This is a genomic window from Mycobacterium sp. E1214, from assembly GCF_001666755.1.
Taxonomy (GTDB): Bacteria; Actinomycetota; Actinomycetes; order Mycobacteriales; family Mycobacteriaceae; genus Mycobacterium.
The window spans coordinates 21,956-44,988 of record NZ_LZJC01000088.1 but is presented as its reverse complement, the minus strand read 5'-3'; the positions used below and the strand labels follow the sequence as shown (position 1 = coordinate 44,988).

The 23,033-nt window shown below is 67.9% G+C and carries 28 protein-coding genes and 3 tRNA genes; 14 read left to right on the top strand and 17 right to left on the bottom strand.

The genetic code is table 11. The annotated features are described in order from the left end of the window. The first annotated feature begins 43 nt into the window (after positions 1-43). The 8 genes from A5700_RS11315 to A5700_RS11280 all read left to right on the top strand — a co-directional run bounded on the left by A5700_RS11315 (position 44) and on the right by A5700_RS11280 (position 7,965). The gene (locus A5700_RS11315) at positions 44-637 is read left to right on the top strand and encodes a DinB family protein (protein WP_068073324.1); all 594 of its coding nucleotides are present in this window, start codon (positions 44-46) and stop codon (positions 635-637) included. 52 nt (positions 638-689) lie between these two features. Then, positions 690-2,036, top strand: coding sequence for an AarF/ABC1/UbiB kinase family protein (locus A5700_RS11310; RefSeq protein ID WP_068073327.1), 1,347 nt, complete (start codon positions 690-692; stop codon positions 2,034-2,036). 4 nt (positions 2,037-2,040) lie between these two features. Then, complete coding sequence (locus A5700_RS11305) at positions 2,041-2,958, top strand: alpha/beta fold hydrolase (protein ID WP_068073329.1); 918 nt, start codon at positions 2,041-2,043, stop codon at positions 2,956-2,958. An 87-nt stretch (positions 2,959-3,045) separates the two neighbouring features. After that, positions 3,046-3,906 carry a cyclopropane mycolic acid synthase family methyltransferase gene (locus A5700_RS11300; RefSeq protein ID WP_068073331.1) on the top strand — a complete coding sequence of 287 codons (861 nt, stop codon included), beginning with the start codon at positions 3,046-3,048 and terminating at the stop codon, positions 3,904-3,906. A gap of 135 nt (positions 3,907-4,041) precedes the next feature. Continuing rightward, entirely contained in the window at positions 4,042-4,905 is an 864-nt protein-coding gene (locus A5700_RS11295; RefSeq protein WP_068073333.1) for a cyclopropane mycolic acid synthase family methyltransferase, read from the top strand. Positions 4,906-5,051: 146 nt separating this feature from the next. Further along, entirely contained in the window at positions 5,052-5,948 is an 897-nt protein-coding gene (gene mmaA4, locus A5700_RS11290) for a hydroxymycolate synthase MmaA4 (RefSeq protein WP_068073335.1), read from the top strand. A gap of 82 nt (positions 5,949-6,030) precedes the next feature. Continuing rightward, positions 6,031-6,729, top strand: a complete 699-nt coding sequence (locus A5700_RS11285) for a YciI family protein (RefSeq protein WP_068073491.1) — start codon at positions 6,031-6,033, stop codon at positions 6,727-6,729. Between the two features lie 9 nt (positions 6,730-6,738). Then, entirely contained in the window at positions 6,739-7,965 is a 1,227-nt protein-coding gene (locus tag A5700_RS11280; protein WP_068073337.1) for an RNA polymerase sigma factor, read from the top strand. Positions 7,966-7,989: 24 nt separating this feature from the next. On the opposite strand, the gene rplA is transcribed toward A5700_RS11280, so the two are convergent. The 12 genes from rplA to A5700_RS11220 all read right to left on the bottom strand — a co-directional run bounded on the left by rplA (position 7,990) and on the right by A5700_RS11220 (position 12,995). Continuing rightward, complete coding sequence (gene rplA / locus A5700_RS11275; RefSeq protein WP_068073339.1) at positions 7,990-8,697, bottom strand: 50S ribosomal protein L1; 708 nt, start codon at positions 8,695-8,697, stop codon at positions 7,990-7,992. A 77-nt stretch (positions 8,698-8,774) separates the two neighbouring features. Then, complete coding sequence (gene rplK, locus A5700_RS11270; RefSeq protein WP_068073341.1) at positions 8,775-9,203, bottom strand: 50S ribosomal protein L11; 429 nt, start codon at positions 9,201-9,203, stop codon at positions 8,775-8,777. A 43-nt stretch (positions 9,204-9,246) separates the two neighbouring features. Continuing rightward, positions 9,247-10,014: a transcription termination/antitermination protein NusG gene (nusG, locus tag A5700_RS11265; RefSeq protein ID WP_068073343.1), complete on the bottom strand. Its 768-nt coding sequence runs from the start codon at positions 10,012-10,014 to the stop codon at positions 9,247-9,249. Positions 10,015-10,046: 32 nt separating this feature from the next. Further along, on the bottom strand, positions 10,047-10,514 hold the full coding sequence (gene secE, locus A5700_RS11260; protein ID WP_068073345.1) for a preprotein translocase subunit SecE: 468 nt from the start codon (positions 10,512-10,514) through the stop codon (positions 10,047-10,049). Between the two features lie 97 nt (positions 10,515-10,611). Further along, a tRNA-Trp gene (locus A5700_RS11255) sits at positions 10,612-10,684 on the bottom strand. 144 nt (positions 10,685-10,828) lie between these two features. Next, entirely contained in the window at positions 10,829-11,329 is a 501-nt protein-coding gene (gene hadC, locus A5700_RS11250) for a (3R)-hydroxyacyl-ACP dehydratase subunit HadC (protein WP_068073347.1), read from the bottom strand. A gap of 3 nt (positions 11,330-11,332) precedes the next feature. Next, positions 11,333-11,761 (bottom strand): (3R)-hydroxyacyl-ACP dehydratase subunit HadB, encoded by a 429-nt coding sequence (hadB, locus tag A5700_RS11245; protein ID WP_068073349.1) that lies wholly within the window; start codon positions 11,759-11,761, stop codon positions 11,333-11,335. Then, positions 11,748-12,227 carry a (3R)-hydroxyacyl-ACP dehydratase subunit HadA gene (gene hadA / locus A5700_RS11240; protein ID WP_068073351.1) on the bottom strand — a complete coding sequence of 160 codons (480 nt, stop codon included), beginning with the start codon at positions 12,225-12,227 and terminating at the stop codon, positions 11,748-11,750. Before hadA ends, hadB begins: the two co-directional genes overlap by 14 nt. Positions 12,228-12,275: 48 nt before the next feature. Next, positions 12,276-12,443 carry a 50S ribosomal protein L33 gene (gene rpmG, locus A5700_RS11235; RefSeq protein WP_003898538.1) on the bottom strand — a complete coding sequence of 56 codons (168 nt, stop codon included), beginning with the start codon at positions 12,441-12,443 and terminating at the stop codon, positions 12,276-12,278. A gap of 44 nt (positions 12,444-12,487) precedes the next feature. Next, positions 12,488-12,561, bottom strand: a tRNA-Met gene (locus tag A5700_RS11230). A gap of 50 nt (positions 12,562-12,611) precedes the next feature. After that, positions 12,612-12,684: transfer RNA gene (locus A5700_RS11225), tRNA-Thr, on the bottom strand. A gap of 101 nt (positions 12,685-12,785) precedes the next feature. Beyond that, positions 12,786-12,995 carry a type II toxin-antitoxin system VapB family antitoxin gene (locus A5700_RS11220; RefSeq protein ID WP_068073353.1) on the bottom strand — a complete coding sequence of 70 codons (210 nt, stop codon included), beginning with the start codon at positions 12,993-12,995 and terminating at the stop codon, positions 12,786-12,788. A 73-nt stretch (positions 12,996-13,068) separates the two neighbouring features. Here A5700_RS11220 and A5700_RS11215 point away from each other — a divergent pair, with 73 nt between their 5' ends. From A5700_RS11215 to A5700_RS11195, 5 genes are all read left to right on the top strand, one after another. Next, the gene (locus A5700_RS11215; RefSeq protein ID WP_068073355.1) at positions 13,069-13,782 is read left to right on the top strand and encodes an MBL fold metallo-hydrolase; all 714 of its coding nucleotides are present in this window, start codon (positions 13,069-13,071) and stop codon (positions 13,780-13,782) included. A gap of 70 nt (positions 13,783-13,852) precedes the next feature. Beyond that, entirely contained in the window at positions 13,853-14,701 is an 849-nt protein-coding gene (locus tag A5700_RS11210; RefSeq protein ID WP_068073357.1) for a hypothetical protein, read from the top strand. Continuing rightward, positions 14,698-15,393: a crotonase/enoyl-CoA hydratase family protein gene (locus A5700_RS11205; RefSeq protein ID WP_068073359.1), complete on the top strand. Its 696-nt coding sequence runs from the start codon at positions 14,698-14,700 to the stop codon at positions 15,391-15,393. Before A5700_RS11210 ends, A5700_RS11205 begins: the two co-directional genes overlap by 4 nt. A 63-nt stretch (positions 15,394-15,456) precedes the next feature. After that, positions 15,457-17,853, top strand: a complete 2,397-nt coding sequence (locus tag A5700_RS11200; protein WP_068073361.1) for a molybdopterin oxidoreductase family protein — start codon at positions 15,457-15,459, stop codon at positions 17,851-17,853. Beyond that, positions 17,850-18,329, top strand: a complete 480-nt coding sequence (locus A5700_RS11195; RefSeq protein WP_068073493.1) for a hypothetical protein — start codon at positions 17,850-17,852, stop codon at positions 18,327-18,329. Before A5700_RS11200 ends, A5700_RS11195 begins: the two co-directional genes overlap by 4 nt. 93 nt (positions 18,330-18,422) lie before the next feature. Here the strand turns inward: A5700_RS11195 and A5700_RS11190 are convergent, their stop codons facing one another. Continuing rightward, positions 18,423-18,968: an adenylate kinase gene (locus tag A5700_RS11190; protein ID WP_068204743.1), complete on the bottom strand. Its 546-nt coding sequence runs from the start codon at positions 18,966-18,968 to the stop codon at positions 18,423-18,425. Positions 18,969-19,069: 101 nt separating this feature from the next. Here A5700_RS11190 and A5700_RS11185 point away from each other — a divergent pair, with 101 nt between their 5' ends. Then, positions 19,070-19,414, top strand: a complete 345-nt coding sequence (locus A5700_RS11185) for a thioesterase family protein (RefSeq protein ID WP_068067425.1) — start codon at positions 19,070-19,072, stop codon at positions 19,412-19,414. On the opposite strand, the gene A5700_RS11180 is transcribed toward A5700_RS11185, so the two are convergent. The 4 genes from A5700_RS11180 to A5700_RS11165 all read right to left on the bottom strand — a co-directional run bounded on the left by A5700_RS11180 (position 19,404) and on the right by A5700_RS11165 (position 22,974). Then, the gene (locus A5700_RS11180; RefSeq protein WP_068067422.1) at positions 19,404-20,816 is read right to left on the bottom strand and encodes an MFS transporter; all 1,413 of its coding nucleotides are present in this window, start codon (positions 20,814-20,816) and stop codon (positions 19,404-19,406) included. The two genes, A5700_RS11185 and A5700_RS11180, sit on opposite strands and share 11 nt — an antisense overlap. Before the next feature lie 243 nt (positions 20,817-21,059). Then, a complete protein-coding gene (locus A5700_RS11175) occupies positions 21,060-21,812 on the bottom strand; it encodes a class I SAM-dependent methyltransferase (protein ID WP_068067420.1) in 753 nt (250 codons plus the stop codon). Between the two features lie 25 nt (positions 21,813-21,837). Next, on the bottom strand, positions 21,838-22,353 hold the full coding sequence (locus A5700_RS11170; protein WP_068067419.1) for a nitroreductase family protein: 516 nt from the start codon (positions 22,351-22,353) through the stop codon (positions 21,838-21,840). Between the two features lie 18 nt (positions 22,354-22,371). Then, positions 22,372-22,974 carry an HD domain-containing protein gene (locus tag A5700_RS11165; RefSeq protein WP_068067416.1) on the bottom strand — a complete coding sequence of 201 codons (603 nt, stop codon included), beginning with the start codon at positions 22,972-22,974 and terminating at the stop codon, positions 22,372-22,374. Between the last annotated feature and the right edge of the window lie 59 nt (positions 22,975-23,033).

Sequence of the window (23,033 nt, the reverse complement as noted above, 5' to 3'; positions counted from 1 at the left end):
ACTTTACGGCGCGGGCGACCGAAGATCGACCTACGATCGAGCGATGCCCGCCCTGGCCCCGCCCGTCGCCGACGAACGCAGCGCCCTGCGTGACTACCTGGCTTTCCACCAAAGCGCGTACTTCGCGGTCAGCTACGGCCTCACCGACGAACAGGCCCGGTCCACGCCGTCGGTCAGCCCGCTGTCGATCGGCGGGCTGGTCAAGCACGTCACCGCCATGCAGCGCAGCTGGATGGCGCGGGTGGCCGCCGCGCCCGACCTGCCGCCGCACGATCCGCGCCCGTTCGACGAGATCGCCCGCGAGTTCGCCGACCAGCACGTGATGGGGCCCGACGAGACCCTGGCCGGCCTCCTGGAAGCCTTCGCGGCGCGCAACGCCGAGTCGCTGCGGCTGGTGGAGACGGCCGACCTGGACACCCCCGTCCCGGTGCCGCAGGACATCCCCTGGTTCCCCAAGAACCAGCAGGCGTGGTCGGTGCGCTGGGTGATCCTGCACGTGATCAACGAGCTCGCCCGTCACGCGGGGCACGCCGACATCATCCGGGAGACCATCGACGGCGCCACCATGTACGAGCTGATCGCCGGGCTGGAGGGCTGGTCGGTCCGGGGCTGGGTGCAGCCCTGGCAGAAAGGCTGACGGCCGGCCGGCGAATTGGGATTTGCTCCCGCCGATTTGGCACACTGCATTGATGAGCTCTACCAAGCATCGCGAGGGGGCCAAGCTCGATCGCGTGCCGCTTCCGGTCGAGGCGGCTCGGGTGGCGGTCACCGGTTGGCAGGTCACCCGCACCGCGGCCCGCGTCGTCACCAAGCTGCCCGGCAAGGGCCCGTGGCAGCAGAAGGTGATCAAGCAGCTTCCGCAGACCTTCGCCGACCTGGGTCCCACGTACGTCAAGTTCGGGCAGATCATCGCCTCCAGCCCCGGCGCGTTCGGCGAATCGCTGTCCCGCGAATTCCGCGGCCTGCTCGACCGGGTGCCGCCCGCCGACGCCGACGAGGTGCACAAGCTGTTCGTCGAGGAGCTCGGCGGCGACCCGTCGGAGCTGTTCGCCACCTGGGAGGAGACGCCGTTCGCGTCGGCGTCCATCGCGCAGGTGCACTACGCGACCCTGCACACCGGCGAGGACGTCGTCGTCAAGATCCAGCGCCCGGGCATCCGGCGCCGCGTCGCGGCCGACCTGCAGATCCTGAAGCGCTTCGCGCAGGCGGTCGAACTGGCCAAGCTGGGCCGCCGGCTGTCCGCGCAGGACGTGGTCGCGGACTTCTCCGACAACCTCGCCGAAGAGCTGGACTTTCGCCTCGAGGCGCAATCCATGGACGCGTGGATCTCGCACCTGCACGCGTCGCCGCTCGGGAAGAACATCCGGGTACCGCAGGTGCACTGGAACTTCACCACCGAGCGGGTCCTGACGATGGAGCGGGTGCACGGCATCCGCATCGACGACGTCGCCGCCATCCGCAAGGCCGGCTTCGACGGGGTCGAGCTGGTCAAGGCGCTGCTGTTCAGCCTGTTCGAGGGCGGGTTGCGACACGGCCTGTTCCACGGCGACCTGCACGCCGGCAACCTGTCGGTCGACGACCAGGGCCGCATCGTGTTCTTCGACTTCGGAATCATGGGGCGCATCGACCCGCGGACCCGCTGGCTGCTGCGCGAACTGGTCTACGCGCTACTGGTCAAGAAGGACCACGCCGCGGCCGGCAAGATCGTGGTGCTGATGGGCGCCGTGGGCACCGTCAAGCCCGAGGCCCAGGCCGCCAAGGACCTCGAGAAATTCGCCACCCCGCTGACCATGCAGACGCTGGGCGACATGTCCTACGCCGACATCGGGCGCCAGCTCTCGGCGCTGGCCGACGCCTACGACGTCAAGCTGCCCCGCGAGCTGGTGCTCATCGGCAAGCAGTTCCTCTACGTCGAGCGCTACATGAAGCTGCTCGCCCCGCGCTGGCAGATGATGTCCGATCCGCAGCTCACCGGGTACTTCGCCAACTTCATGGTCGAGGTCAGCCGTGAGCACTCCTCCGACGTCGAGGTCTGAGGGCGTGCAGGTCCGCACCGGAACCGCCATCGCCTCGGACCCGCAGGGCGAGGTGAAGCTGTACTACGAGGACATGGGCGACGTCGACGATCCGCCCGTCCTGCTGATCATGGGGCTCGGCGCCCAGCTGCTGCTGTGGCGAACCGGGTTCTGCGAGAAGCTGGTCAACCACGGTCTGCGCGTCATCCGCTACGACAACCGCGACGTCGGCCTGTCCGGCCGGACGCAGCACCGCAGCTCGGGGCAGCCCTTGGTGGAGCGGCTGGCCCGCTCCTATGTCGGTTTGCCGAGCAAGTCCGCCTACAAGCTGGAGGACATGGCCGACGACGCGGTGGCCGTGCTGGATCATCTGGGCATAGAGCGCGCGCACATCGTGGGTGCCTCGATGGGCGGCATGATCGCCCAGATCGTCGCGGGACGGTTCCCGGAGCGCACCAGGAGCCTGGGCATCATCTTCTCCAGCAACAACGCGCCGTTCCTGCCGCCGCCCGGCCCTCGTCAGTTGCTGGCGCTGCTGCGGGGTCCGTCCCCCGATTCGCCGCGTGAGGTGATCATCGACAACACCGTGCGCGTTGGCACCATCATCGGTAGCCCGCGCTACCGGGTGCCCGACGAGCAGGCCCGTGCCGAGGCGGCGGAGGGATACGACCGCGCCTACTACCCGCAGGGCGTCGCGCGGCATTTCAGCGCCGTCCTGGGCAGCGGCAGCCTGCTTCGCTACAACCGCCGAACGACCGCGCCGACCGTGGTGATCCACGGCAAGGCGGACAAGCTGATGAGGCCCTCCGGCGGCCGGTCAATTGCCCGCGCAATACCCGGCGCCCGATTGGTGTTATTCGACGGAATGGGCCATGATCTGCCACAGCAGTTGTGGGATCAGGTCATCGGCGTGCTGACGAGCAACTTCGCCAAGGAGAGCTGAGCCAAAAACACTCGAGAGAAACACTTCCCCGCGAACTCAGTCTGCGTCGCCGGGTTGTACGGTTGTCGAAGGAGGGTGGGTGTACCAATGGCTAAGCTGAAGCCGTATTACGAAGAGTCGCAGGCGACCTACGACATCTCAGACGACTTCTTCGCGCTGTTCCTCGACCCCAACATGGTCTACACGTGCGCCTACTTCAAAGACGACGACATGACGTTGGAAGAGGCTCAGCTGGCCAAGCTCGACTTGGGCTTGGACAAGCTCAACCTCGAGCCCGGCATGACGTTGCTGGACGTGGGCTGCGGCTGGGGCGGCGCGGTGGTGCGTGCCGTCGAGAAATACGACGTCAACGTCATCGGCATCACGCTCAGCCGCAACCACTACGCGCGCACCAAGGCGCGGCTCGCCGCGCTCCCGACGACGCGGCGCGCCGAGGCCCGGCTGCAGGGGTGGGAAGAGTTCGACGAGCACGTCGACCGGATCATCAGCTTCGAGGCCTTCGACGCGTTCAAGAAGGAACGGTGGCCGGCGTTTTGGGATTGGGCCTATAAGACGCTCCCGGCCGGCAGCCGCATGATGATGCACAGCATTTTCACCTACCCGCAGTCGGAATGGAAAGAGCGTGGCATTCCGATCACGATGACGGATCTGCGTTTCTTCCACTTCCTGGGCAAGGAAATCTTTCCCGGCGGTCAGATGTGTGGTGAGCCGGACATCGTCGACTTGGCTCAAGACAGCGGTTTTGCGGTCGAGCAGATCCAATACCTGCGACCGCATTATGCGCGCACCCTCGACATGTGGGCGGCCAACCTGGAAGCCAATCGCGACCGCGCTATCGCCATCCAATCCGAAGAGGTCTACAACCGCTTCATGCGCTACCTGACCGGCTGTGCGGAGCTGTTCCGCAAGGGCATCTCGAACGTCGCGCAGTTCACCCTGACCAAGTAGGCGCTTTAGCCGTAACGCCGCTTGGTTTGACGCGCCGCCGAACCGGATATTTGCCGAGCACAGGCGCGGGGAATTCTTTCGGGGGCGTTCTTCCGAGCCTCGAGTGCAGCTCGAGCCCGGAAAGGCAGACACGGCATGGCAACAAATCTGACGCCCCATTTCGAGGACGTGCAAGCGCACTACGACCTCTCCGACGACTTCTTCCGCCTGTTCCTCGATCCGTCGCAGACCTACAGTTGCGCATACTTCGAGCGCGACGACATGACGCTCGAAGAGGCGCAGCTCGCCAAGATCGATTTGTCGCTGGGCAAGCTGGGGCTGCGGCCGGGCATGACGCTGCTCGACGTCGGCTGCGGGTGGGGGGCGACCCTGCGCCGGGCGATCGAACGCTACGACGTCAACGTCGTCGGACTAACCCTGTCGAAAAACCAGGCCGCCCACGTGCAGCAGTCGTTCGAGGAGATGGGCGGCTCGCGCAGCAAGCGGGTGCTGCTGTGCGGCTGGGAGGAATTCGACGAACCCGTCGACCGCATCGTGTCGATCGGGGCGTTCGAGCACTTCGGCCGCGACCGCTACGACGACTTCTTTGCCATGGCCCACCGGGTGCTGCCCAACGACGGCGTCATGATGCTGCACACGATCACCGCCCTGACCCGCGACCAGCTCAGCGAGCAGGGCCTGCGCACGTCGCTGGAGATGATCCGCTTCCTCAAGTTTATCCTCACCGAGATCTTCCCGGGCGGCGGCGCCCCGACCATACCGATGGTCGAAGAACACTCCGCCAAGGCGGGATTCACCCTGACCCGGCGCCAGTCGTTGCAGCCGCACTACGCCCGGACCCTGACGCTGTGGGCCAACGCGCTGCAAGCGCATAAGGATCAGGCGATCGAGTTGCAGTCCCCCGAGGTCTACGAGCGCTACGAGAAGTACCTGACCGGCTGCGCGAAGGCGTTCCGGTCGGGCTGGGTCGACGTCAACCAGTTCACGCTGGAAAAGTAGACTGATGCACCGGCGGTCGGGCGCGACGCGCGCCCCACCGGAGTTAACTACACCTCTACATTGGGTATCGTTGCAGGTCGCGCCGCGCCATTCGGGCCAGCGCGGACGTTGGTGGCAGTGACCTCTTCGAGGAGAACAGGACGAACATGGCTGAGCAATCGACTGAGCCCACGAAGACACGCACGCGGTTCGAAGACATCCAGGCGCACTACGACGTCTCCGACGAATTCTTCGGCCTCTTTCAGGACGCCACCCGGATGTACAGCTGCGCGTACTTCGAGCCCGACGACCTGACGCTCGAGCAGGCGCAGTACGCCAAGATTGATCTCAACCTCGACCAGCTCGACCTCAAGCCCGGGATGACGCTGCTGGACATCGGCTGCGGCTGGGGCAGCACCATGAAACGCGCCGTCGAGCGGTTCGACGTCAACGTCATCGGCCTGACGCTGTCGAACAACCAGCACGCCCGCTGCGAGCAGGTGCTCTCCAAGGTCGACACCACCCGGTCGCGCCAGGTGCGGCTGCACGGCTGGGAGGACTTCAACGAGCCCGTCGACCGCATCGTGTCGATCGAGGCCTTCGAGCACTTCGGCCACGAGAACTACGACGACTTCTTCAAGCGGTGCTTCGACATCATGCCCGACGACGGCCGCATGACGGTGCAGAGCAGCGTCAGCTACCACCCGTTCGACCTGGCCGCCCGCGGCAAGAAGCTGACCTTCGAGACGGCGCGCTTCATCAAGTTCATCGTCACCGAGATCTTCCCGGGTGGCCGGCTGCCGTCCACCCAGATGATGGTGGACCACGGGGAGAAGGCGGGTTTCGTTGTGCCCGAACCCCTTTCGCTGCGACCCCACTACATCAAGACGCTGCGCATCTGGGGTGACACGCTGGAGTCCAACAAGGACAAGGCCATCGAGGTCACCTCCGAAGAGGTCTACGAGCGCTACATGAAGTACCTGCGCGGCTGCGAGCACTACTTCACCGAGGAGATGCTCGACGTCAGCCTGGTCACCTACCTCAAGCCCGGCGCCGCCGCCTGAGTTGTCGGATTGGCCCTGCGCCGTTCGTCGAGTAGGTAGAGAGTGAAGCACAAGGCTTTGCTCACTACCGGAGGTGACGAGCATGCAGTACTTCGCCCTATTGATCGGCAAGGAGCAGGACCGCACGCCTGAGGACGCCGCCGAGGCGATGGCGGCCTGGCAGCGTTTCCACGCCAAGGCCGGACCGGCCATCAAAGCCGGTGACGCGCTGACGCCGGCTGCCGCCGCGGTGGTGATCACCGGCGGCCCCGACGCACCCGTGATCACCGACGGCCCCTTCCCCGAATCGGCCGAGGTCGCCTGCGGCTACTACGTGTTCGACGCGGAAAACCTCGACGAGGCGCTCGCCCTCGCCCGCGACATTCCGCTCGCCGCGTTCGGGGCCGTCGAACTGTGGCCGGAGGTGCACTCAATCGAGCCGTCCCGCGCGGTCACCGGCGACGATTGGCTCGCCCTGCTGCTCGAGCCGCCCGAAACCGCACACACGCCCGGCACCCCGGAGTGGGAGGCCGTCGCGGCCAAGCACGCGGATCTGCACGCGGCCGCCGGTGACCACGTGATCGGCGGCGCCGCGTTGCACGACCGGTCGACGGCGACCACCGTGCGCGTGCGTGACGGGGAGGTGCTGATCACCGACGGGCCCTACGTGGAGGGGGCCGAGATCGCCACCGGCATCTACCTGATCGGCGCCGCGGACCGCGACGAGGCCGTCAAGATCGCCTCGATGATCCCGGCCTCGGTGGTGCAGCTGCGGCAACTGGCCGGCGTGTCCGGTCTCTGACCCGCCCGAATGGCCAACCTGGACGGCGTCTTCCGCCGCGAATGGGGTCCGGTCGTCGCCGCGCTGGCGCGCTGGTCCGGTGACCTCGCCGTCGCCGAAGACGCCGTCCAGGAGGCCTGCGCCGAGGCCCTGCGCAGCTGGGCGTCGGCCGGCGTGCCCGACAATCCGGGCGGCTGGTTGCTGACGGTGGCCCGCAACCGGGCACGGGATCGGCTGCGGCGTGAAGCTCAGCGCCCCACCAAGGAATTGGCGGCTTGGAGAAGCTCCGTGGACGAGATCAGGGAACGCACCGACCGCACCGAGCCGCACCCGGTCCGCGACGACGAGCTGCGGATGATGTTCACGTGCGCGCACCCGGCGCTGGACCGCCAGTCACAGCTGGCGCTGACACTGCGCCTGGTGTCCGGACTCACGGTCGCCGAGATCGCCCGGGCGCTGCTGCAGACCGAGGCGGCCGTCGGGCAGCGCATCACGCGCGCCAAGAACAAGATCCGCCACGCCAACATCCCGCTGCGGGTGCCGCCGGCGGAGCTGCTGGCGGAGCGGACGCCACACGTGCTGGGCTGCATCTACTCGGTGTTCACCGAGGGGTACTGGTCCACCGCGGGCGCCGCGGCGATCCGCGACGAACTCTGCGACGAAGGCGTCCGACTCGCCGGGGAACTGTGCGGCCTGATGCCGGACGAGTTAGAGGCGCACGCGCTGGCCGCGCTTGTGCTGCTGCATGATTCGCGACGGGCCACCCGGGTGGACGTCGATGGGATGCTCGTTGCGCTCGAAGACCAGGACCGGCGGCGTTGGGACCGCGACCGCATCGCCCGCGGCCTGCGGCGGCTGCGGCAGGCCGCGGGCTCCGCCGGCCCGTATCTACCGCAGGCGGTGATCGCCGCGCTGCATGCGACGGCGCCGTCATGGGAAGGGACCGACTGGGTCACCATCTGCGCGGCCTACGACCGGCTGGTGGAACTGACGGCGTCGCCCGTCGCGCGCGCCAACCGCGCGCTGGCGATCGGCTTTCGCGACGGACCCGACGCCGGCCTGCGCGCGCTCGACGAGGTGGCGGGCGATCCGCGGCTGAGCCGCTCGAGTCTCGTCGCGACGCTACGAGCCGACCTGCTGCGACGCGCGGGGCGACCCGCCGACGCGCTCCCGTGGTATCGGATCGCGTTGGCGTGCGACGGTTCTGAGGCGAGTCACCGCTTCCTGCGGCGGCGCATCGCGCAATGCGGCGGGTAGCGCCCGAGGGCGCCGCCCCGCGGCTTAGGCCTCCGCGAAGTTACGCGTGACGGCCGGGTCCACCGGGATGCCCGGTCCCGTGGTCGTCGACACGGTGATCTTCTTCAGGTAGCGGCCCTTGGACGCCGACGGCTTGAGCCGCAGCACCTCGTCGAGCGCGGCGCCGTAGTTCTCGGCCAGGTCCTTCTCGTCAAACGAGGCCTTGCCGATGACGAAGTGCAGGTTGGCCTGCTTGTCCACCCGGAAGTTGATCTTGCCGCCCTTGATGTCGGCCACGGCCTTCGCGACGTCGGGGGTGACGGTGCCGGTCTTGGGGTTCGGCATCAGGCCGCGCGGCCCGAGGACGCGGGCGATGCGGCCGACCTTGGCCATCTGGTCCGGCGTGGCGATGGCGGCGTCGAAGTCGAGGAACCCGCCCTGGATCTTCTCGATCAGGTCGTCGCTGCCGACGATGTCGGCGCCGGCGGCCTGCGCCTGCTCCGCCTTGTCGCCGACCGCGAACACCGCGACGCGGGCGGTCTTACCGGTGCCGTGCGGAAGGTTCACGGTGCCGCGGACCATCTGGTCGGCCTTGCGCGGGTCGACGCCGAGCCGGATCGCCACCTCGACGGTCGCGTCCTGCTTGCTCGACGACGTCTCCTTGGCGAGCTTGGCCGCCTCGAGCGGGGTGTACAGGCTGTCGCGGTCCACCTTCTCGGCCGCGGCGCGGTAGGCCTTGCTGTTCTTGCTCATTCGTGCATCCAATCTGGTGTTGGGTCGTGGTTGAGGCGGGCCGAAGCTGGCCCTCCCACGCGTTCGGGGGCCGTCGGCTATTCGACGGTGATGCCCATCGACCGGGCGGTGCCGGCGATGATCTTGGCGGCCGCCTCGACGTCGTTGGCGTTGAGGTCGGTCTTCTTGGTCTCGGCGATCTCGCGGACCTGGTCCCAGGTGACCTTGGCGACCTTGGTCTTGTGCGGCTCGGCCGAGCCCTTGCCCACGCCGGCGGCCTTGAGCAGCAGCTTGGCGGCGGGCGGCGTCTTCAGCGCGAAGGTGAAGCTGCGGTCCTCGTAGACCGTGATCTCCACCGGGATGACCTGGCCGCGCTGCGCCTCGGTCGCGGCGTTGTACGCCTTGCAGAACTCCATGATGTTGACGCCGTGCTGACCGAGCGCGGGTCCCACCGGCGGCGCGGGGTTGGCCTGACCCGCCACGATCTGCAGCTTGATCAGCCCAACGACTTTCTTCTTCGGGGCCATGAGATTGGGTGTTCCTTCCTGGGGGTGGGCGTGACCGCCCGAGCTAAATCTTGGAAACCTGGCTGAAGGTCAACTCGACGGGCGTCTCGCGGCCGAAGATCGACACCAGCACCTTGAGCTTCTGTTGTTCGGCGTTGACCTCGTTGATGGTGGCCGGCAGCGTGGCGAACGGGCCGTCCATGACCGTCACCGACTCGCCGACCTCGTAGTCCACCTCGACGGTCGGCCGTTCCAGGCCGCCGACCTCGGCGGCGGCAGCGGTGCTGGCCGCGCCCTTGGCGGCCTTCTTCTGCGCGCCCCGTGGCAGCAGGAACTTCACCACGTCGTCGAGCGTCAGCGCCGACGGGCGCGACGTCGCGCCGACGAACCCGGTCACACCAGGGGTGTTACGCACCGCGGCCCACGAGTCGTCGGTCAGGTCCATGCGGACCAGGATGTAGCCGGGCAGCACCTTGCGGTTGACCTGCTTGCGCTGACCGTTCTTGATCTCGGTGACCTCTTCGGTGGGCACCTCGACCTGGAAGATGTAGTCGCCGACGTCCAGGTTCTGCACGCGGGTCTCGAGGTTGGCTTTCACCTTGTTCTCGTAGCCGGCGTAGGAGTGGATGACGTACCAGTCGCCGGGCTTGCTGCGCAGCTCCGCCTTCAGGGTGACCGCCGGGTCGGCGTCCTCGGCCGGCTCCTCGGGAGCCGCGGCCGGGGCCGTCTCGGGGGTCGCGTCGTCGGCCGTGTCCTCGGGCTCGAAGACCTCGGCACCCTCGGCTACGTCGACCGCGTCACCCGCGGACGAGTCACCGTCGAAGGTAGTCACGGTTGTCAGTCCTTCCTATTGCATTCACAAGCTCAGCCGAACACCAGCAGCACCAGCTTGGTGAGGCCGAAATCCGCCAGGCCGACCAGCGCCACCATGAAGGCCAGGAACACCAGCACGACCGTGGTGTAGGACACCATCTGCTTGCGGTTGGGCCAAATCACCTTCCGCATCTCCGCAACGACCTGCTTGAGGTAGTTGAAGACGAAGAGGAAGGGATTCGCGGTGCGATCGCCCGGCTTCTTCGGTTTTTTGGCCTTCTTGGCCTTGGCGTCCTTCTTGCCCTTGTCCGGGGCGGACGCCTCCGCCTCCGCCGACGACGCGGCGTCGACGTCCTCCTCGGCGTCGGCCACGCGCTGCCGGGTCCGCTTGCCGGTGGGGCGCTGCGGTCGGGCCACCGGCTTGGTCACCACGGCCGTCCGACCACCGCTGTCGCGGGTGTCCTCCGTGCCGCCGCCATCGCTTGCGGCGTCGTTGGCTGCGTCGCCCTCGTCGCTCACCGCATGCTCCTTTGTTCTGCCAGTGTTTCGCGCTCCGTCCCGCCTCGGGTGGGCGCTGTTATTCCAGTGTCCACCATGCCAGGACATCCGCCATCAGCAGGGGCGACAGGACTTGAACCTGCAACCTGCGGTTTTGGAGACCGCTGCTCTGCCAGTTGAGCTACGCCCCTTCGCGGTTGGTAGGCCAACCTGCGCTTACCTACCGGGGCTTACATGACACGCGCGCCTTCCGATTGCTCGACGTACGGAAAGCGCGCTGATGCTGGGAAAACCCCGAGGTCCGAGTGTACATCGGCGCGTGAGCCGAATACCAATTACGCCGTTCTGACGACCTGCCCTGTATCGGCGTCCCAACGCAGGTTCGCCGACTGGTCGGCGTACTGGCTCATCAGCGTCGTGTAGGCCTCCATGACCAGCTCACCGTCGTCGTTGGTGCAGATGTTCTTGGTGACCACGATGTCGGCGCCGAACCGCTCGTCCACCGAGACGACGTCCATCCGCGCCCACAGCTTGTCGCCGGCCTTGATGGGCTTGGAGAACACGAACCGCTGGTCGACCTGCACGATCACCAGCGTCTCCATGCCGATGTCGACGTGCCGGAAGAAGTCCACCTGCACCAGCTTGGCGAAGATGGTCGCGAAGGTCAGCGGCGCGAGGATCGCCTCGTGGCCGAGGGCGGCGGCGGCGTCCTCCTGGAAGTGCGCCGGGTGCCGGTTCTTGACGGCCAACGCGAACTGGCGGAGCTGTTCGCGGCCCACCACGAAGTAGTCCGGGTACCGCCAGATCATGCCTCGGATGTCGGTCTTGAGCGCCATGGCCTACGCGAGTTTGGCGGACGCGATGGCCCTGCCGAAGATCTTCTTCCCGCCGGTGGTGGCGGTCAGGGCGATGGTCACCGACTTCGTATCCGGATCGACCGACTTGACCCGGCCGTTGAAGACCAGCTCCGCGCCCTTGCCGTCGTTGGGCACCGGCACCACCGCGGTGAAACGCACGTTGTACTCGGTGACCGCGCCGGGGTCCCCGATCCAGGCGGTGACGTAGCCGCCGCCGATGCCCATGGTCAGCATGCCGTGCGCGATGGCGGTGTCGAGGCCGACGACCTTGGCCATCTCGTCGTCCCAGTGGATCGGGTTCAGGTCGCCGGACACCCCGGCGTAGTTGACCAGATCCTGCCTCGTCAGCGGGTAGGTCTTCTCCGGAAGCTGATCACCCACCTTCACCGACTCGAACTCACGCAGCGCCATCGCTAAATCCTTCTTCCCCATCCTCGCCCGCACGGCCCGCCAGGGTCGTGTAGGTCTCCTGCACCACTTCACCGGCCTGATTGGTGACGATGTTCTTCGTCACGACGATCTGGGTGCCGTGCGATTCGCGCACCGAATCCACGTAGACGTCGCAGTACAGCTTGTCGCCGGCGACGATCGGCCGCTGCATCCGCAGGACCTGGTCGACCTGGACGATCTGCTGGTCGGCGATCGCAATGTTGGCGTGCTGAAAGAACGCGGTCTGTGCCTTGTAGCCGAACACACAGATGAACGTCGGCGGCGCGACCACACCGGCGTATCCGAGTTCGGCGGCGGCCTTCTCCTCGAAGAACGAGGCGTCGTCGTTTTGCACGGCGACCGCGTATTCGCGGATCTTCTCCCGCTCGACCTCGTAATGGTCGGGGTGGCGGTAGTGCATCCCGACGATCCTGGTGCTTAACGGCACGGCTCTGAAATTACCTAATCGCTCTGGCCAAACGCGTCCCGACGGGCGTCAGCGCGTCTCTCGGTGCGCCTGGTGCTTCCCGCAGTTCGGGCAGAACTTCTTCAGCTCCAGCCGGTCCGGGTCGTTGCGCCGGTTCTTCTTGGTGATGTAGTTGCGGTGCTTGCACACCTCGCAGGCCAAAGTGATCTTCGGCCGTACGTCGGTACTGGAAGCCATGGCGGTTCTCTTCTCACATCTCGTGTTACTGCGTGTCGTCTGCGTAGCGATGGCCGGACTCGAACCGGCGACCTAACGATTATGAGTCGTTCGCTCTAACCGACTGAGCTACATCGCCTCTGGCCCACCTGTTCAGGGTCGGGGCCGCCGCCTGCTCGGCGTCTGCCGAGCCCCCTAACGGAATCGAACCGTTGACCTTTTCCTTACCATGGAAACGCTCTACCGACTGAGCTAAGGGGGCCGTCCACCCGAAGCGACCAGTCGTGCCGCGGGCCTAAAAGAGGGTACAACCTGGCTTGCAGCGAAACCAAACCACGGCGCCGCGGGCAAGCGGTCCGCGGGTCAGCCGGCGTCGCCGGCGCGGCGCGGCTCCCACGCGCTGAGGTCGCTGAACTCGTCGTACTCGCCCTCGACGTCCGAGTCGTCGCCCTCGTTGAGCAGATTGCGCAGCGCGAGGTTGATGGCCTCGCGCCCGTCGCCCAGGTGAAACCGGCGGACGGCCTCGTCGAGCAGATCGATATCGACCTCGACCTCGATCTTCTTCTTCTGCATGGGCAAACGATACCCGGTGCCCTCAGGGCCAATCCGCGCGCGACGCGTCGCCGGCAACCCCTACTCTGGTCACGTGTCAGAGGACCGGTTGTACTTCCGCCAACTGCTCTCCGGTCGCGACTTCGCGGTCGACGACATGATCGCGACGCAGATGCGCAACTTCGCCTATCTGATCGGCGACCGGCAAACCGGGGACTGCGTCGTGGTGGACCCGGCTTACGCCGCGGGCGACCTGCTCGACACGCTGGAAGCCGACGGCATGCACCTGTCCGGGGTGCTGGTGACGCACCACCATCCCGACCACGTCGGTGGCTCGATGATGGGGTTCACGCTCAAAGGCCTGGCCGAGCTGCTCGAGCGCGCGGCGGTGCCCGTGCACGTCAACGCCGAAGAGGCGCAATGGGTTTCGCGGGTCACCGGGATCGGCCTGGGCGACCTCACCAGCCACGATAACCACGACAAAGTCAGCATCGGCGACATCGAGATCGAGTTGCTGCACACCCCGGGCCACACCCCGGGCAGCCAGTGCTTCCTGCTCGACGGCCGCCTGGTCGCCGGTGACACGCTGTTCCTGGAGGGCTGCGGGCGCACCGACTTCCCCGGCGGCGACTCCGACGAGATGTACCGCAGCCTGCAGCGGCTCGCCTCGCTGCCCGGCGACCCCACCGTGTTCCCGGGCCACTGGTACTCCGCGGAGCCCAGCGCGTCGCTGTCGGAGGTCAAGCGGTCGAACTACGTCTACCGCGCCGCGGATCTGGCGCAATGGCGCATGCTGATGGGCGGTTGAGCGGCGCACGGAACATTCCGGGGCGCCCGGCCGGCGACCGGCCCTGTGATATAAGCGGAGGGTGGATTCCATGGGATGGATCCAGGACAGCTGGCATGGGATCACGCATGTCGGATCCAGCACCTGGATCGCGTGGGCGGCCTGGGCCGCCATCGCGCTCGCGGTCGTGACGCTGATCTTCACCAACAGCCAGATCGCCCGCAACCGCCGGCTGGCCGCCGAGCAGACCCGGCCCCACGTCGCGGTGTTCATGGAGCCGCACCCCGCCGACTGGCACGTCATCGAGCTGGTGGTGCGCAACTTCGGCCAGACGGCCGCCTACGACATCGGGTTTCACTTCGAGAACCCGCCCACCGTCGCCGAATACGAGAATGCGTCCGACGGTTACGCCGACGTCTCCGAGCTGCGACTCCCCCGGGAGCTGCCGGTGCTCGCCCCGGGCCAGGAGTTCCGCATGGTGTGGGATTCGGCACTCGACCGGGCCGAGATCGGCAGCGGGATCGAGTCGCGATTCACCGGGACCGTCACCTATTACGACCGGCCGGCGCGGCGGCGCGGCCGGTCGTTTTTTCAGCGGGAGCGCTCGCCGCTGGAGACCCAGGTGGTCCTCGACTGGGACGCGCTGCCGCCGGTGCAGCGCATCGAGCTGATGACCACCCATGACCTCGCGAAACGGGAGAAGCAGAAGCTGGAGCTGCTGCGCGGCCTGCTCACCTACTTCCATTACGCCAGCAAGGAAACCCGGCCCGAGGTGTTCCGCGGCGAGATCGAACGGATCAACGCCGCGGTGCGCGAGACCCAGGACAGGTGGCGCAGCAGCAACGTCGACGAACCCACCGACGTCAGCCTGCGCTGGAGCAACGCCGAGAACGAACTAGGCAAGCACCGCGGCCAGCCCGCGTCGAGGAGCAACCCATGAGCGGCCCGGTCCACTACAGCCTCAAGGACAACGTGGCGATCGTCCGGATGGACGACGGCAAGGTCAACGCGCTCGGCCCGACCATGCAGCAGGCCCTCGGCGAGGCCATCGACCGCGCCGACGCCGACAACGCGGGCGCGCTGGTGATCGGCGGCAACGACCGAGTCTTCAGCGGCGGGTTCGACCTGAAGATCCTCACCTCCGGCGAGGTGCAGCCCGCGATCGACATGCTGCGCGGCGGCTTCGAGCTCGCCTACCGGCTGCTGTCCCACCCCAGGCCGGTGGTCATGGCCTGCACCGGGCACGCCATCGCGATGGGCGCGTTCCTGCTGTCCTCCGGCGATCACCGGGTGGCCGCGCACGCCTACAACATTCAGGCCAACGAGGTGGCCATCGGCATGACCATCCCCTACGCAGCCCTCGAGATCATGAAGCTGCGGCTGACGCCGTCGGCGTATCAGCAAGCCGCCGGCCTGGCCAAGACGTTCTTCGGCGAGACGGCCCTGGCCGCGGGCTTCGTCGACGAGATCGTGCTGCCCGAGATGGTCGTCGATCGCGCCGAAGAGGCCGCGCGGGAATTGGCGAACCTGCACCAACGCGCCCACGCCGCCACCAAGTTGCGAGCCCGCGCCGACGCACTCACCGCTATTCGCGCGGGGATCGACGGTATCGAGGCCGAGTTCGGGGTGTAACGCCCTGCGGCGCTCGCCTAGCCAGGGGAGTTTCGGGCCCCCGCGCCCGGGTACGCCTTGGGCGTGGCCGCCGATCGCATCGCCGATCCCTGGGGGACGCGGACGCCGTACGAACCCGGCACGCCCTGGCCGGAGCGCGTCGACACCTACCTGGCCGACGGGGTCACTCCCGAATCGGTGGACCGGTGGGTCCAGTCCGCGGCGGTGCTGCACTCCAACGGTGACGGCCTGGACATCGCGGTCAAGGACGGGCGGATCGTCGGGGTGCGCGGGCGGGCCGTCGACCGCGTCAATCACGGCAGGCTGGACCCGAAGGACCTCTTCGGCTGGCAGGCCAACGCAGCCAAGGACCGGCTCACCACCCCGCTGATCCGGGTCGGCGACCGCCTCAGGCCGTGCGACTGGGACACCGCCATGGACCGGATCGTGGCGCACAGCCGGCGGCTGCTGGATCGCCACGGCCCCGGATCGGTCGGCTTCTACACCTCCGGGCAACTGTTCCTCGAGGCGTACTACACCCAGGGCGCCATCGCCCACGGGGCGATCGGCACCAATCACGTGGACGGCAATACCCGGCTGTGCACGGCCACGGCGGCCGAGGCGCTGAAGGAGTCCTTCGGCTGCGACGGCCAGCCCGGCTCGTACACCGACGTCGACCACGCCGACGTCATCGCGCTGTTCGGCCACAACGTCGCCGAGACGCAGACCGTGCTGTGGGCGCGGATGCTGGACCGGCTGGCCGGCGGCTCGCCCCCGGCGGTCGTCTGCGTCGACCCGCGGCGCACGCCGGTGGCCCGGCACGCGACCGTACACCTGGCGCCGCTGCCGGGCACCAACGTCGCGCTGATGAACGGGTTGTTGCACGAGATCATCGCCCACGGCTGGGTCGACAAGGCCTACGTCGACGCGCATACCGTCGGCTTCGACGAGCTGCGGGGCCGGGTGGGCAAATACCCGCCCGAACGGGTGGCCGCCATCTGCGGGGTGGCGGCCGACGACATCCGGCGCGCGGCCCGGCTGCTGGGCACCGCCCAACGGTTGCTGTCCACCGTGCTGCAGGGCTTCTACCAATCGCATCAGGCCACCGCGGCGGCCGTGCAGGTCAACAACATTCACCTGGTACGCGGCATGCTGGGCAAGCCGGGCTGTGGTGTGCTCCAGATGAACGGGCAACCGACCGCGCAGAACACCCGCGAGTGCGGCGCCGACGGTGACCTGGCCGGGTTCCGCAACTGGGCCAACGACGCCCACATCGCGGAGCTGGCCACCTTGTGGAACCTCGAGCCGCTGCAGATCCCGCACTACGCGCCGCCGACGCACGCCATGCAGATGTTTCGCTACGCCGAGGAAGGCACGCTGCGGATGCTGTGGGTGACGGCCACCAACCCGGCCGTTTCGCTGCCGGAGCTGCCGCGGATCCGCGACATCCTGTCCCAGGACCGGCTGTTCCTGGTGGTGCAGGACATCTTCCTGACCGAGACGGCCGCGCTGGCCGACGTGGTGCTGCCCGCGGCGGCGTGGGCGGAGAAGACGGGCACCTTCACCAACGCCGACCGCACCGTGCACCTGTCCGAAAAGGCCGTGGAGCCACCGGGTTCCGCGCGCTCCGACCTGGATATCTTTTTGGACTATGCGCGGCGGATGGACTTCCGCGACAAGGACGGTCGCCCGTTTCCGCCGTGGCACGACGCGGAGTCGGCCTTCGCGGCGTGGCAGCAGTGCAGCGCGGGCCGCCCGTGCGACTACACGGGCCTCAGTTATGCGAAGCTGCGCGGCGGCAGCGGCATCCAATGGCCCTGCAACGCCGAGCATCCCGACGGTACCGAACGGCTCTACGCTGACGGGAAGTTTTGGGCCGACCCCGAGTATTGCGAGGCGTACGGCAAGGATCTGATCACCGGCGCCCCGCTGGAGCCGACCGAATACCGAGCCATGAACCCGTCGGGCAAGGCCGTCATCAAGGCGGCCGAATATCTTCCACCACACGAAAAGCCCAGTGCCGATTACCCTTTCGCACTGATCACCGGCCGCACCGTCTACCACTTCCACACCCGCACCAAGACGGCGCGGGCACCACAACTCGACGCGGCCGCGCCCGACGTGTGGGTCGAGGTGTCTTTCGGTGACGCTGGCCGGCTCGGCATCGCCGAGGGCGACTGGGTCGAGGTCAGCACCTCTCGCGGGTGCATCCGGTGCACCGCCCGGGTTCGCGACGTCCGCGACGGGGTGCTGTTCGTGCCGTTTCACTACGGGTACTGGGATCTGCCCGCCGGTGCCGACCGCGCACACCACCGGGCCGGCAACGAGCTCACGCTCACCGATTGGGACCCCGTGTCCAAGCAGCCGGTCTACAAGACGGCCGCCGCCCGCCTGCGGAAGTGCCCGGCGCGACGGCCGGGCGCACCGGACGCGGGCGGCGCCGCCCTGGCCGAGGCCGCGCCCGCCGGGGGCCGGTCGTGAAACTGCGGCTGGCCCTGCGCGAGCTGCACCGCTCGGAACGCAAACTCGCCCACCAGCTCACCGCGTTGGCGGCGCGGCACCACAGCGACCAGGACGTCTGCCACCTGGCGCAGGACCTGGCCGGGTGGTCGCGACACCACCTCGATGAATTGGCGCGGCACGGCCGCCATTACGGCCTGCACCTGCCCGCGCGGCCGCGTCGCCGCCCGCTCACCGGCGCCGTCGCGGCGCGGCTCAGCGACAAGCTGCGGCGCCGGCCCGAACCGGGGTTGCTGCTGCTGGCCGACCTGCGGCGGGTGCACCGCATCGCGGCCGGCGTATCGCTGGACTGGGAGCTGCTGGCGCAGGGCGCCCAGGCCGCCAAGGACGCCGAGCTGTTGCGGCTGGCCACGCGCTGCCATCCCGAGGCGCTGCGCCAGATGCGCTGGGCCAACGCCATGCTCAAAGAGCTGTCCCCGCAGGTGTTGACGAGCTAGGAATGAGAAACGCGGCGGCCGCACAGCCCCCGGCCACCGCGTCCCCATCGCCTCCTCGCCGCCAGTCTGACAGTTGCGCGATGCGCCGTCACTTCACCCGTGCAGCGCGTGCAGCGCGCGGGCAAAGACCTCGTCCATGGTTCCGACGGCGTCGACGGTCTTGAGCTCGTCGCGGTAGTAGTCCAGCAGCGGCGCGGTCTCGTCGCGGTAGACCTTCATCCGGTTGATGATGATCTCCTCGGTGTCATCGGCACGCCCGCGGCCCTTGAGCCGCTGCAACAACTCGTCCTCAGAGACCCGAAACTCCAACACCGCGTCGATGTCCCCACCCCGGCGCTCGAGCATGCCGTGCAACGCCTTGGCCTGCTCCACCGAGCGCGGATACCCGTCCAGGATGAACCCGTTGGCGACGTCGGGATCATCGAGGCGGTCCGCGACGAGCTGATTGGTCAACTCCGAGGGCACCAAATCACCGGCATCCAGGTAACGCTTGGCCTCCAGCCCCAACTTGGTGCCGTTCTCGATGTTGCTGCGGAACAGATCACCGGTGGACAGATGCGGGATCCCCAACTTCTCGGAAAGCTTGCACGCCTGCGTTCCCTTGCCCGCCCCGGGCGGCCCCAGCAAAACGACTCTCACTTGAGGAACCCTTCATAACTGCGCTGCATCACCTGATCACTTTCATCGAATATCACTCAACCTCACCGGGTTTCGCGCCCCGGCCGCGCTAGGCTGAAGCGATGCGCTACGAAGTGACCGACACCGACACCGCCGCGCACGTCGGCAGCGGCGATGTGCCCGTGCTCGCGACTCCCACGCTGATCGCGTGGTTGGAAGCGGCGACCGTGCAGGCGGCCGCGCCGTTCACCAGTCCCGGCCAGACGACCGTGGGCACCGCGGTGCGCATCGAACACCGGCGCGCGACCGACGTGGGTGGCACCGTCGACGTCACCGCGGACCATGCGCCGGCCGACGGTCGGCGCATCACCTTCCACGTCAAAGCAGTCGATGGTGACGGAAAAGTGGTGGCGGAAGGCGAGATTGACCGCGTGATCGTCGACCGGCATAAGTTCCTCAGCCGCTGATCGAGTGCTCGAGGCGGGGCGCGTCGACTCGCTCCCGCGTCTGCCGGACGTCCGACGACGGGCGCACGTACACCCGCCAGGTCAACACCGACCCGAACAGGTAGCACACTGCGAAGATGCAGAACGCCGCGGTCTCGGATCCGGTGTTCACGTAGGACTGGCGCAGCGCCATGTTGATGCCGAACCCGCCTAGCGTTCCGATCGCGGCGACGATGCCGATCACGACGCCGGACATGGCGCGCGCCCAGTGGCGCCGGTCGGCGTCACCGATGGCCATGCGGTGACTGCGCGTCTCGAAGACGGCCGGGATCATCTTGTACACCGCCCCGTTGCCGACCCCGCAGAGGATGAACAAGACCAAAAATCCGATCACATAGCAGGTCATGACCGCCGCGTCCAACGGGCCCGCCCGGCTGTCGGCCCGCGCGCTCAGCACGATCATGCCGCTGACGGCGACGATCATCGCGCACAGCACCCCCAAGGTGACGGTCCCGCCGCCCAGGCGATCGGCCAGTCGGCCACCGTACATCCGGCCCAGCGACGCGAGTAACGGCCCCAGAAAAGCGATTTGGGCGGCGTGCAACGACGCGGTCAGGGTCCCTTGGCCGGAGGCCAGATAGTTGATCTGCAAGATCTGCGCGAAGGCGAAAGAGAAGCCGATGAACGAGCCGTAGGTCGCCACGTAGAGCGCCGCCAGCGCCCACGTGTCGCGCTGCTTCAGGGCGGCGCGCATCGGGCGGTGCTGCGCGCGCGGCAGCTCCACGTTGTCGAGGAAGAGCGCGCCGCCGAGCGCGACCAACGACAGCAACACCAGATAGATCCCGCATACCCAATAGGGTTTGCGGTCACCGGCGGTCGCCAGCACCACCAGACCGACGATCTGGATCAAAGGCACACCGATGTTGCCGCCACCGCCGGCGATACCCAACGCCGCACCCTTGAGCCGCTGCGGGTAGAAGACGTTGACGTGGGCGATTGCGGAGGAGAAATTCCCGCCCCCCATGCCGGTCAACGCCGCACAACACAGGTACGCCCACATCGGTTGGCCCGGATTGGCCAGCAGCACAATGGTTCCCGCGGTCGGGATCAACAAAACCAACGAGGAGAACACCAGCCAGTTGCGGCCGCCGAACTTCTCCACCGCGACGGCGTAGGGCAGCCGCAGGCAGCCACCGACGAGCGTCGCGGTGGCACCCAGCAGCAGCTTGTCCGCCGGTGACAACCCGTACACCGTGCGCGGCATGAACAGCACCATCACCGACCAGATCGACCACACCGAATAACCCACGTGCATGGCGAATAACGACCAGATCAGATTGCGCCGGGCGATCCGCGCATTGCCGGCCTGCCAGCCCGCAACATCCTCCGGATCCCAATCGCGTATGCGTTGCGCGCGAAACATGGACAGCCTCGACTTCCGTCGACCAGGAAATGACCGTCACGACGGTAGGCCCGAATTGCCTGCAAGTGTGCCGCTCGCGGCTGTGAGAATGCCGTGAATTCACACGACCAGGCGCAATTCGGTAGCCGAAATGCCTTTCAATTCAACCGAATTCTCGCTATATAAGCGAAAGTTGTTGACCGGCAGGAAAACCGTCGCGCAACGCGTTTCCGTGGCGCGCGCATCCAGCAAACTGCAATGCCGTCAGGGCCCGGGTTTGGTGGCGGTCACCAGCCGGGTGGAAAACCACGGACCGCCGTAGCACATCCGCCAGCCGAGCCGGCGGTGCCGCACGTCGCGCCAGCCCAATTCCCGCAGCCGCGCCGCGTGCCGGTCGGTGCCGAACAGGTCCGCGATCGCGAGCCGACCGCCCGGGCGCAGCACCCGCACCGCCTCGTCAAGGGCCATGCGGCGCCCGGCGTTTCCCGCAATGTTGTGGATCGCCAGGCTGCTCACGACCACGTCGACGCTGTCGTCGGGCAGCGGCACCGCCGTCATGTCGGCGGTGTGCACCTCGATGCGGTCGGAGACGCCCTCGGCCGCCGCGTTGGCTAGCGTGGACTGCCGGGAGTTGTCGGTCTGGTCGGCGTGCCACAGGTCGACCCCGACGGCGCGTCCGCGCGGCAGGCGCTTGGCCGCCGCACACAGCACCGCGCCGCGCCCGCAGCCCAGGTCGAGCACGGTCTCATCGCCGTCGAGCGCCAGCCCGTCGAGGATTTGGTCCCAGACCACGAACTTGCCGACGCGAGTCGCGTAGGCGTACCACGCCGTCGAGGCGACCAGCCCCGCGGCCGACGCGCCGGCCAATGCCCCAGTCAGATGTCGACCGTGCGCCCGGCCCGCGACGGCCACCACCGCCAAGCCGGTCGTGACCGCCCCGATCGCGGCGAGCTGCCCGCGCGCCGAGATCCTCTCGAAGTCACCGTCGACTCCGTACTCGCCCCGATGTTCATGCACGGGATCACCTTAGGGCGAGCAGACCTCACCAACGGCCGTGGTGCACCACCTCGGCGAAGGGGCGCCGGTTCGGCTTGCGGATCGGGGCGAGCGGCCGATCGGCCGGATACCCGAGTCCGAGCAGGAAGGCCACCAGGTAGCCGTCGGGAACGCCCAGGATCGCCCGCGCCTTGTCCTGGTCCCCCACCGACGAATGCCCGGTCCCCACACCCAGGTCGGTGGCCGCGATCATCATCGCCATGGTGGCCTGACCCACGTCGTAGTTGTCGGTCACGACGCGGCGCTCGTCGGGCGGCTCGGGCACCACGATGGCGATCGCCGCCGCGGCGCCGGCGATGTGACCGGCCCCGCCCCACACGGTGGCGAGCTCTTGGAGCTGGTCCCGGTCGGTGACGATGACGAAGTCCCAGGGTTGGCGGTTCTTGGCCGACGGTGCGCGCCACCCCGCCTCGGCGATGCGGTCGAGGTCTTCCTGTGGCACCGGCTCCGGCGTGTACTCACGCACGTTGCGGCGGGCTCGGATCGCGTCCCAGGCTTCCATCTCGTCTCCTCCTGCGGATTAGTCGCCGTCGCGGTCGACCTCTTGCTCGAGCGCGCGCAACACCGCGCGCAGCTCGTCGACCATCCAGTTGTCGGTGCGCCGGCTCAGCACCTCGAGCACCGATCGGTAGTACCACAGCTGCTGCTGCGGGTCCCGGACGGTGAAACGCCCCCAGACGGCATTCCCTTCCGCCCGCACGTCACGCAAAATCGCCCGGGCGTTGTCGAGCTTGTCGGCCAGCGACACCAGCACGGCGCCGTCGGACGCCTCCCGCAAGTGGGCGAGGTAGCGCTCCTTGCGCTCCCGCCACGGCGGCTTGGGTGTTTCGAAGGTGTCGCTGCACTCGGCGACGATCGACGCCACGTCGGCGCCGAACCGCTCGCGGATCTCCGCCAGCGTGCGCTCACCGCCCTGGTCCTCGGCGGCGTCGTGCAGCAGCGCCGCGATGGCCTGCGTTTCGGTGCCGTCGGCCTCGATGACCAGCCCGGCCACCGACAGCAGGTGGCCGAGGTAGGGGGTCTGGCCGCCCTTGCGGGTCTGCATGGCGTGCTTGCGCGCCGCATAGTCCAGGGCGGCGCTGAACCGCGCCGTGAGGCGCGGCGTCGGCGTTCGGCCGGCCATGGTCGTCCCTCCCCCCTTCACCGGTGGCGGCATCTCCGAGACTGTGGCAGCACACGTCG

Bases quoted from the DNA above. Each gene is read 5' to 3' on its own strand.
- A5700_RS11315 (WP_068073324.1), top strand. From the start codon at position 44: ATGCCCGCCCTGGCCCCGCCCGTCGCCGACGAACGCAGCGCCCTGCGT.
- rplA (WP_068073339.1), bottom strand. From the start codon at position 8,697: ATGAGCAAGAACAGCAAGGCCTACCGCGCCGCGGCCGAGAAGGTGGAC.
- mmaA4 (WP_068073335.1), top strand. From the start codon at position 5,052: ATGGCTGAGCAATCGACTGAGCCCACGAAGACACGCACGCGGTTCGAA.
- A5700_RS11295 (WP_068073333.1), top strand. From the start codon at position 4,042: ATGGCAACAAATCTGACGCCCCATTTCGAGGACGTGCAAGCGCACTAC.
- A5700_RS11185 (WP_068067425.1), top strand. From the start codon at position 19,070: ATGCGCTACGAAGTGACCGACACCGACACCGCCGCGCACGTCGGCAGC.
- A5700_RS11205 (WP_068073359.1), top strand. From the start codon at position 14,698: ATGAGCGGCCCGGTCCACTACAGCCTCAAGGACAACGTGGCGATCGTC.
- A5700_RS11280 (WP_068073337.1), top strand. From the start codon at position 6,739: ATGGCCAACCTGGACGGCGTCTTCCGCCGCGAATGGGGTCCGGTCGTC.
- hadC (WP_068073347.1), bottom strand. From the start codon at position 11,329: ATGGCGCTCAAGACCGACATCCGAGGCATGATCTGGCGGTACCCGGAC.
- A5700_RS11285 (WP_068073491.1), top strand. From the start codon at position 6,031: ATGCAGTACTTCGCCCTATTGATCGGCAAGGAGCAGGACCGCACGCCT.
- hadB (WP_068073349.1), bottom strand. From the start codon at position 11,761: ATGGCGCTGCGTGAGTTCGAGTCGGTGAAGGTGGGTGATCAGCTTCCG.
- rplK (WP_068073341.1), bottom strand. From the start codon at position 9,203: ATGGCCCCGAAGAAGAAAGTCGTTGGGCTGATCAAGCTGCAGATCGTG.
- A5700_RS11210 (WP_068073357.1), top strand. From the start codon at position 13,853: ATGGGATGGATCCAGGACAGCTGGCATGGGATCACGCATGTCGGATCC.
- A5700_RS11165 (WP_068067416.1), bottom strand. From the start codon at position 22,974: ATGGCCGGCCGAACGCCGACGCCGCGCCTCACGGCGCGGTTCAGCGCC.
- A5700_RS11180 (WP_068067422.1), bottom strand. From the start codon at position 20,816: ATGTTTCGCGCGCAACGCATACGCGATTGGGATCCGGAGGATGTTGCG.
- rpmG (WP_003898538.1), bottom strand. From the start codon at position 12,443: ATGGCTTCCAGTACCGACGTACGGCCGAAGATCACTTTGGCCTGCGAG.
- A5700_RS11310 (WP_068073327.1), top strand. From the start codon at position 690: ATGAGCTCTACCAAGCATCGCGAGGGGGCCAAGCTCGATCGCGTGCCG.
- A5700_RS11220 (WP_068073353.1), bottom strand. From the start codon at position 12,995: ATGCAGAAGAAGAAGATCGAGGTCGAGGTCGATATCGATCTGCTCGAC.
- A5700_RS11170 (WP_068067419.1), bottom strand. From the start codon at position 22,353: ATGGAAGCCTGGGACGCGATCCGAGCCCGCCGCAACGTGCGTGAGTAC.
- A5700_RS11300 (WP_068073331.1), top strand. From the start codon at position 3,046: ATGGCTAAGCTGAAGCCGTATTACGAAGAGTCGCAGGCGACCTACGAC.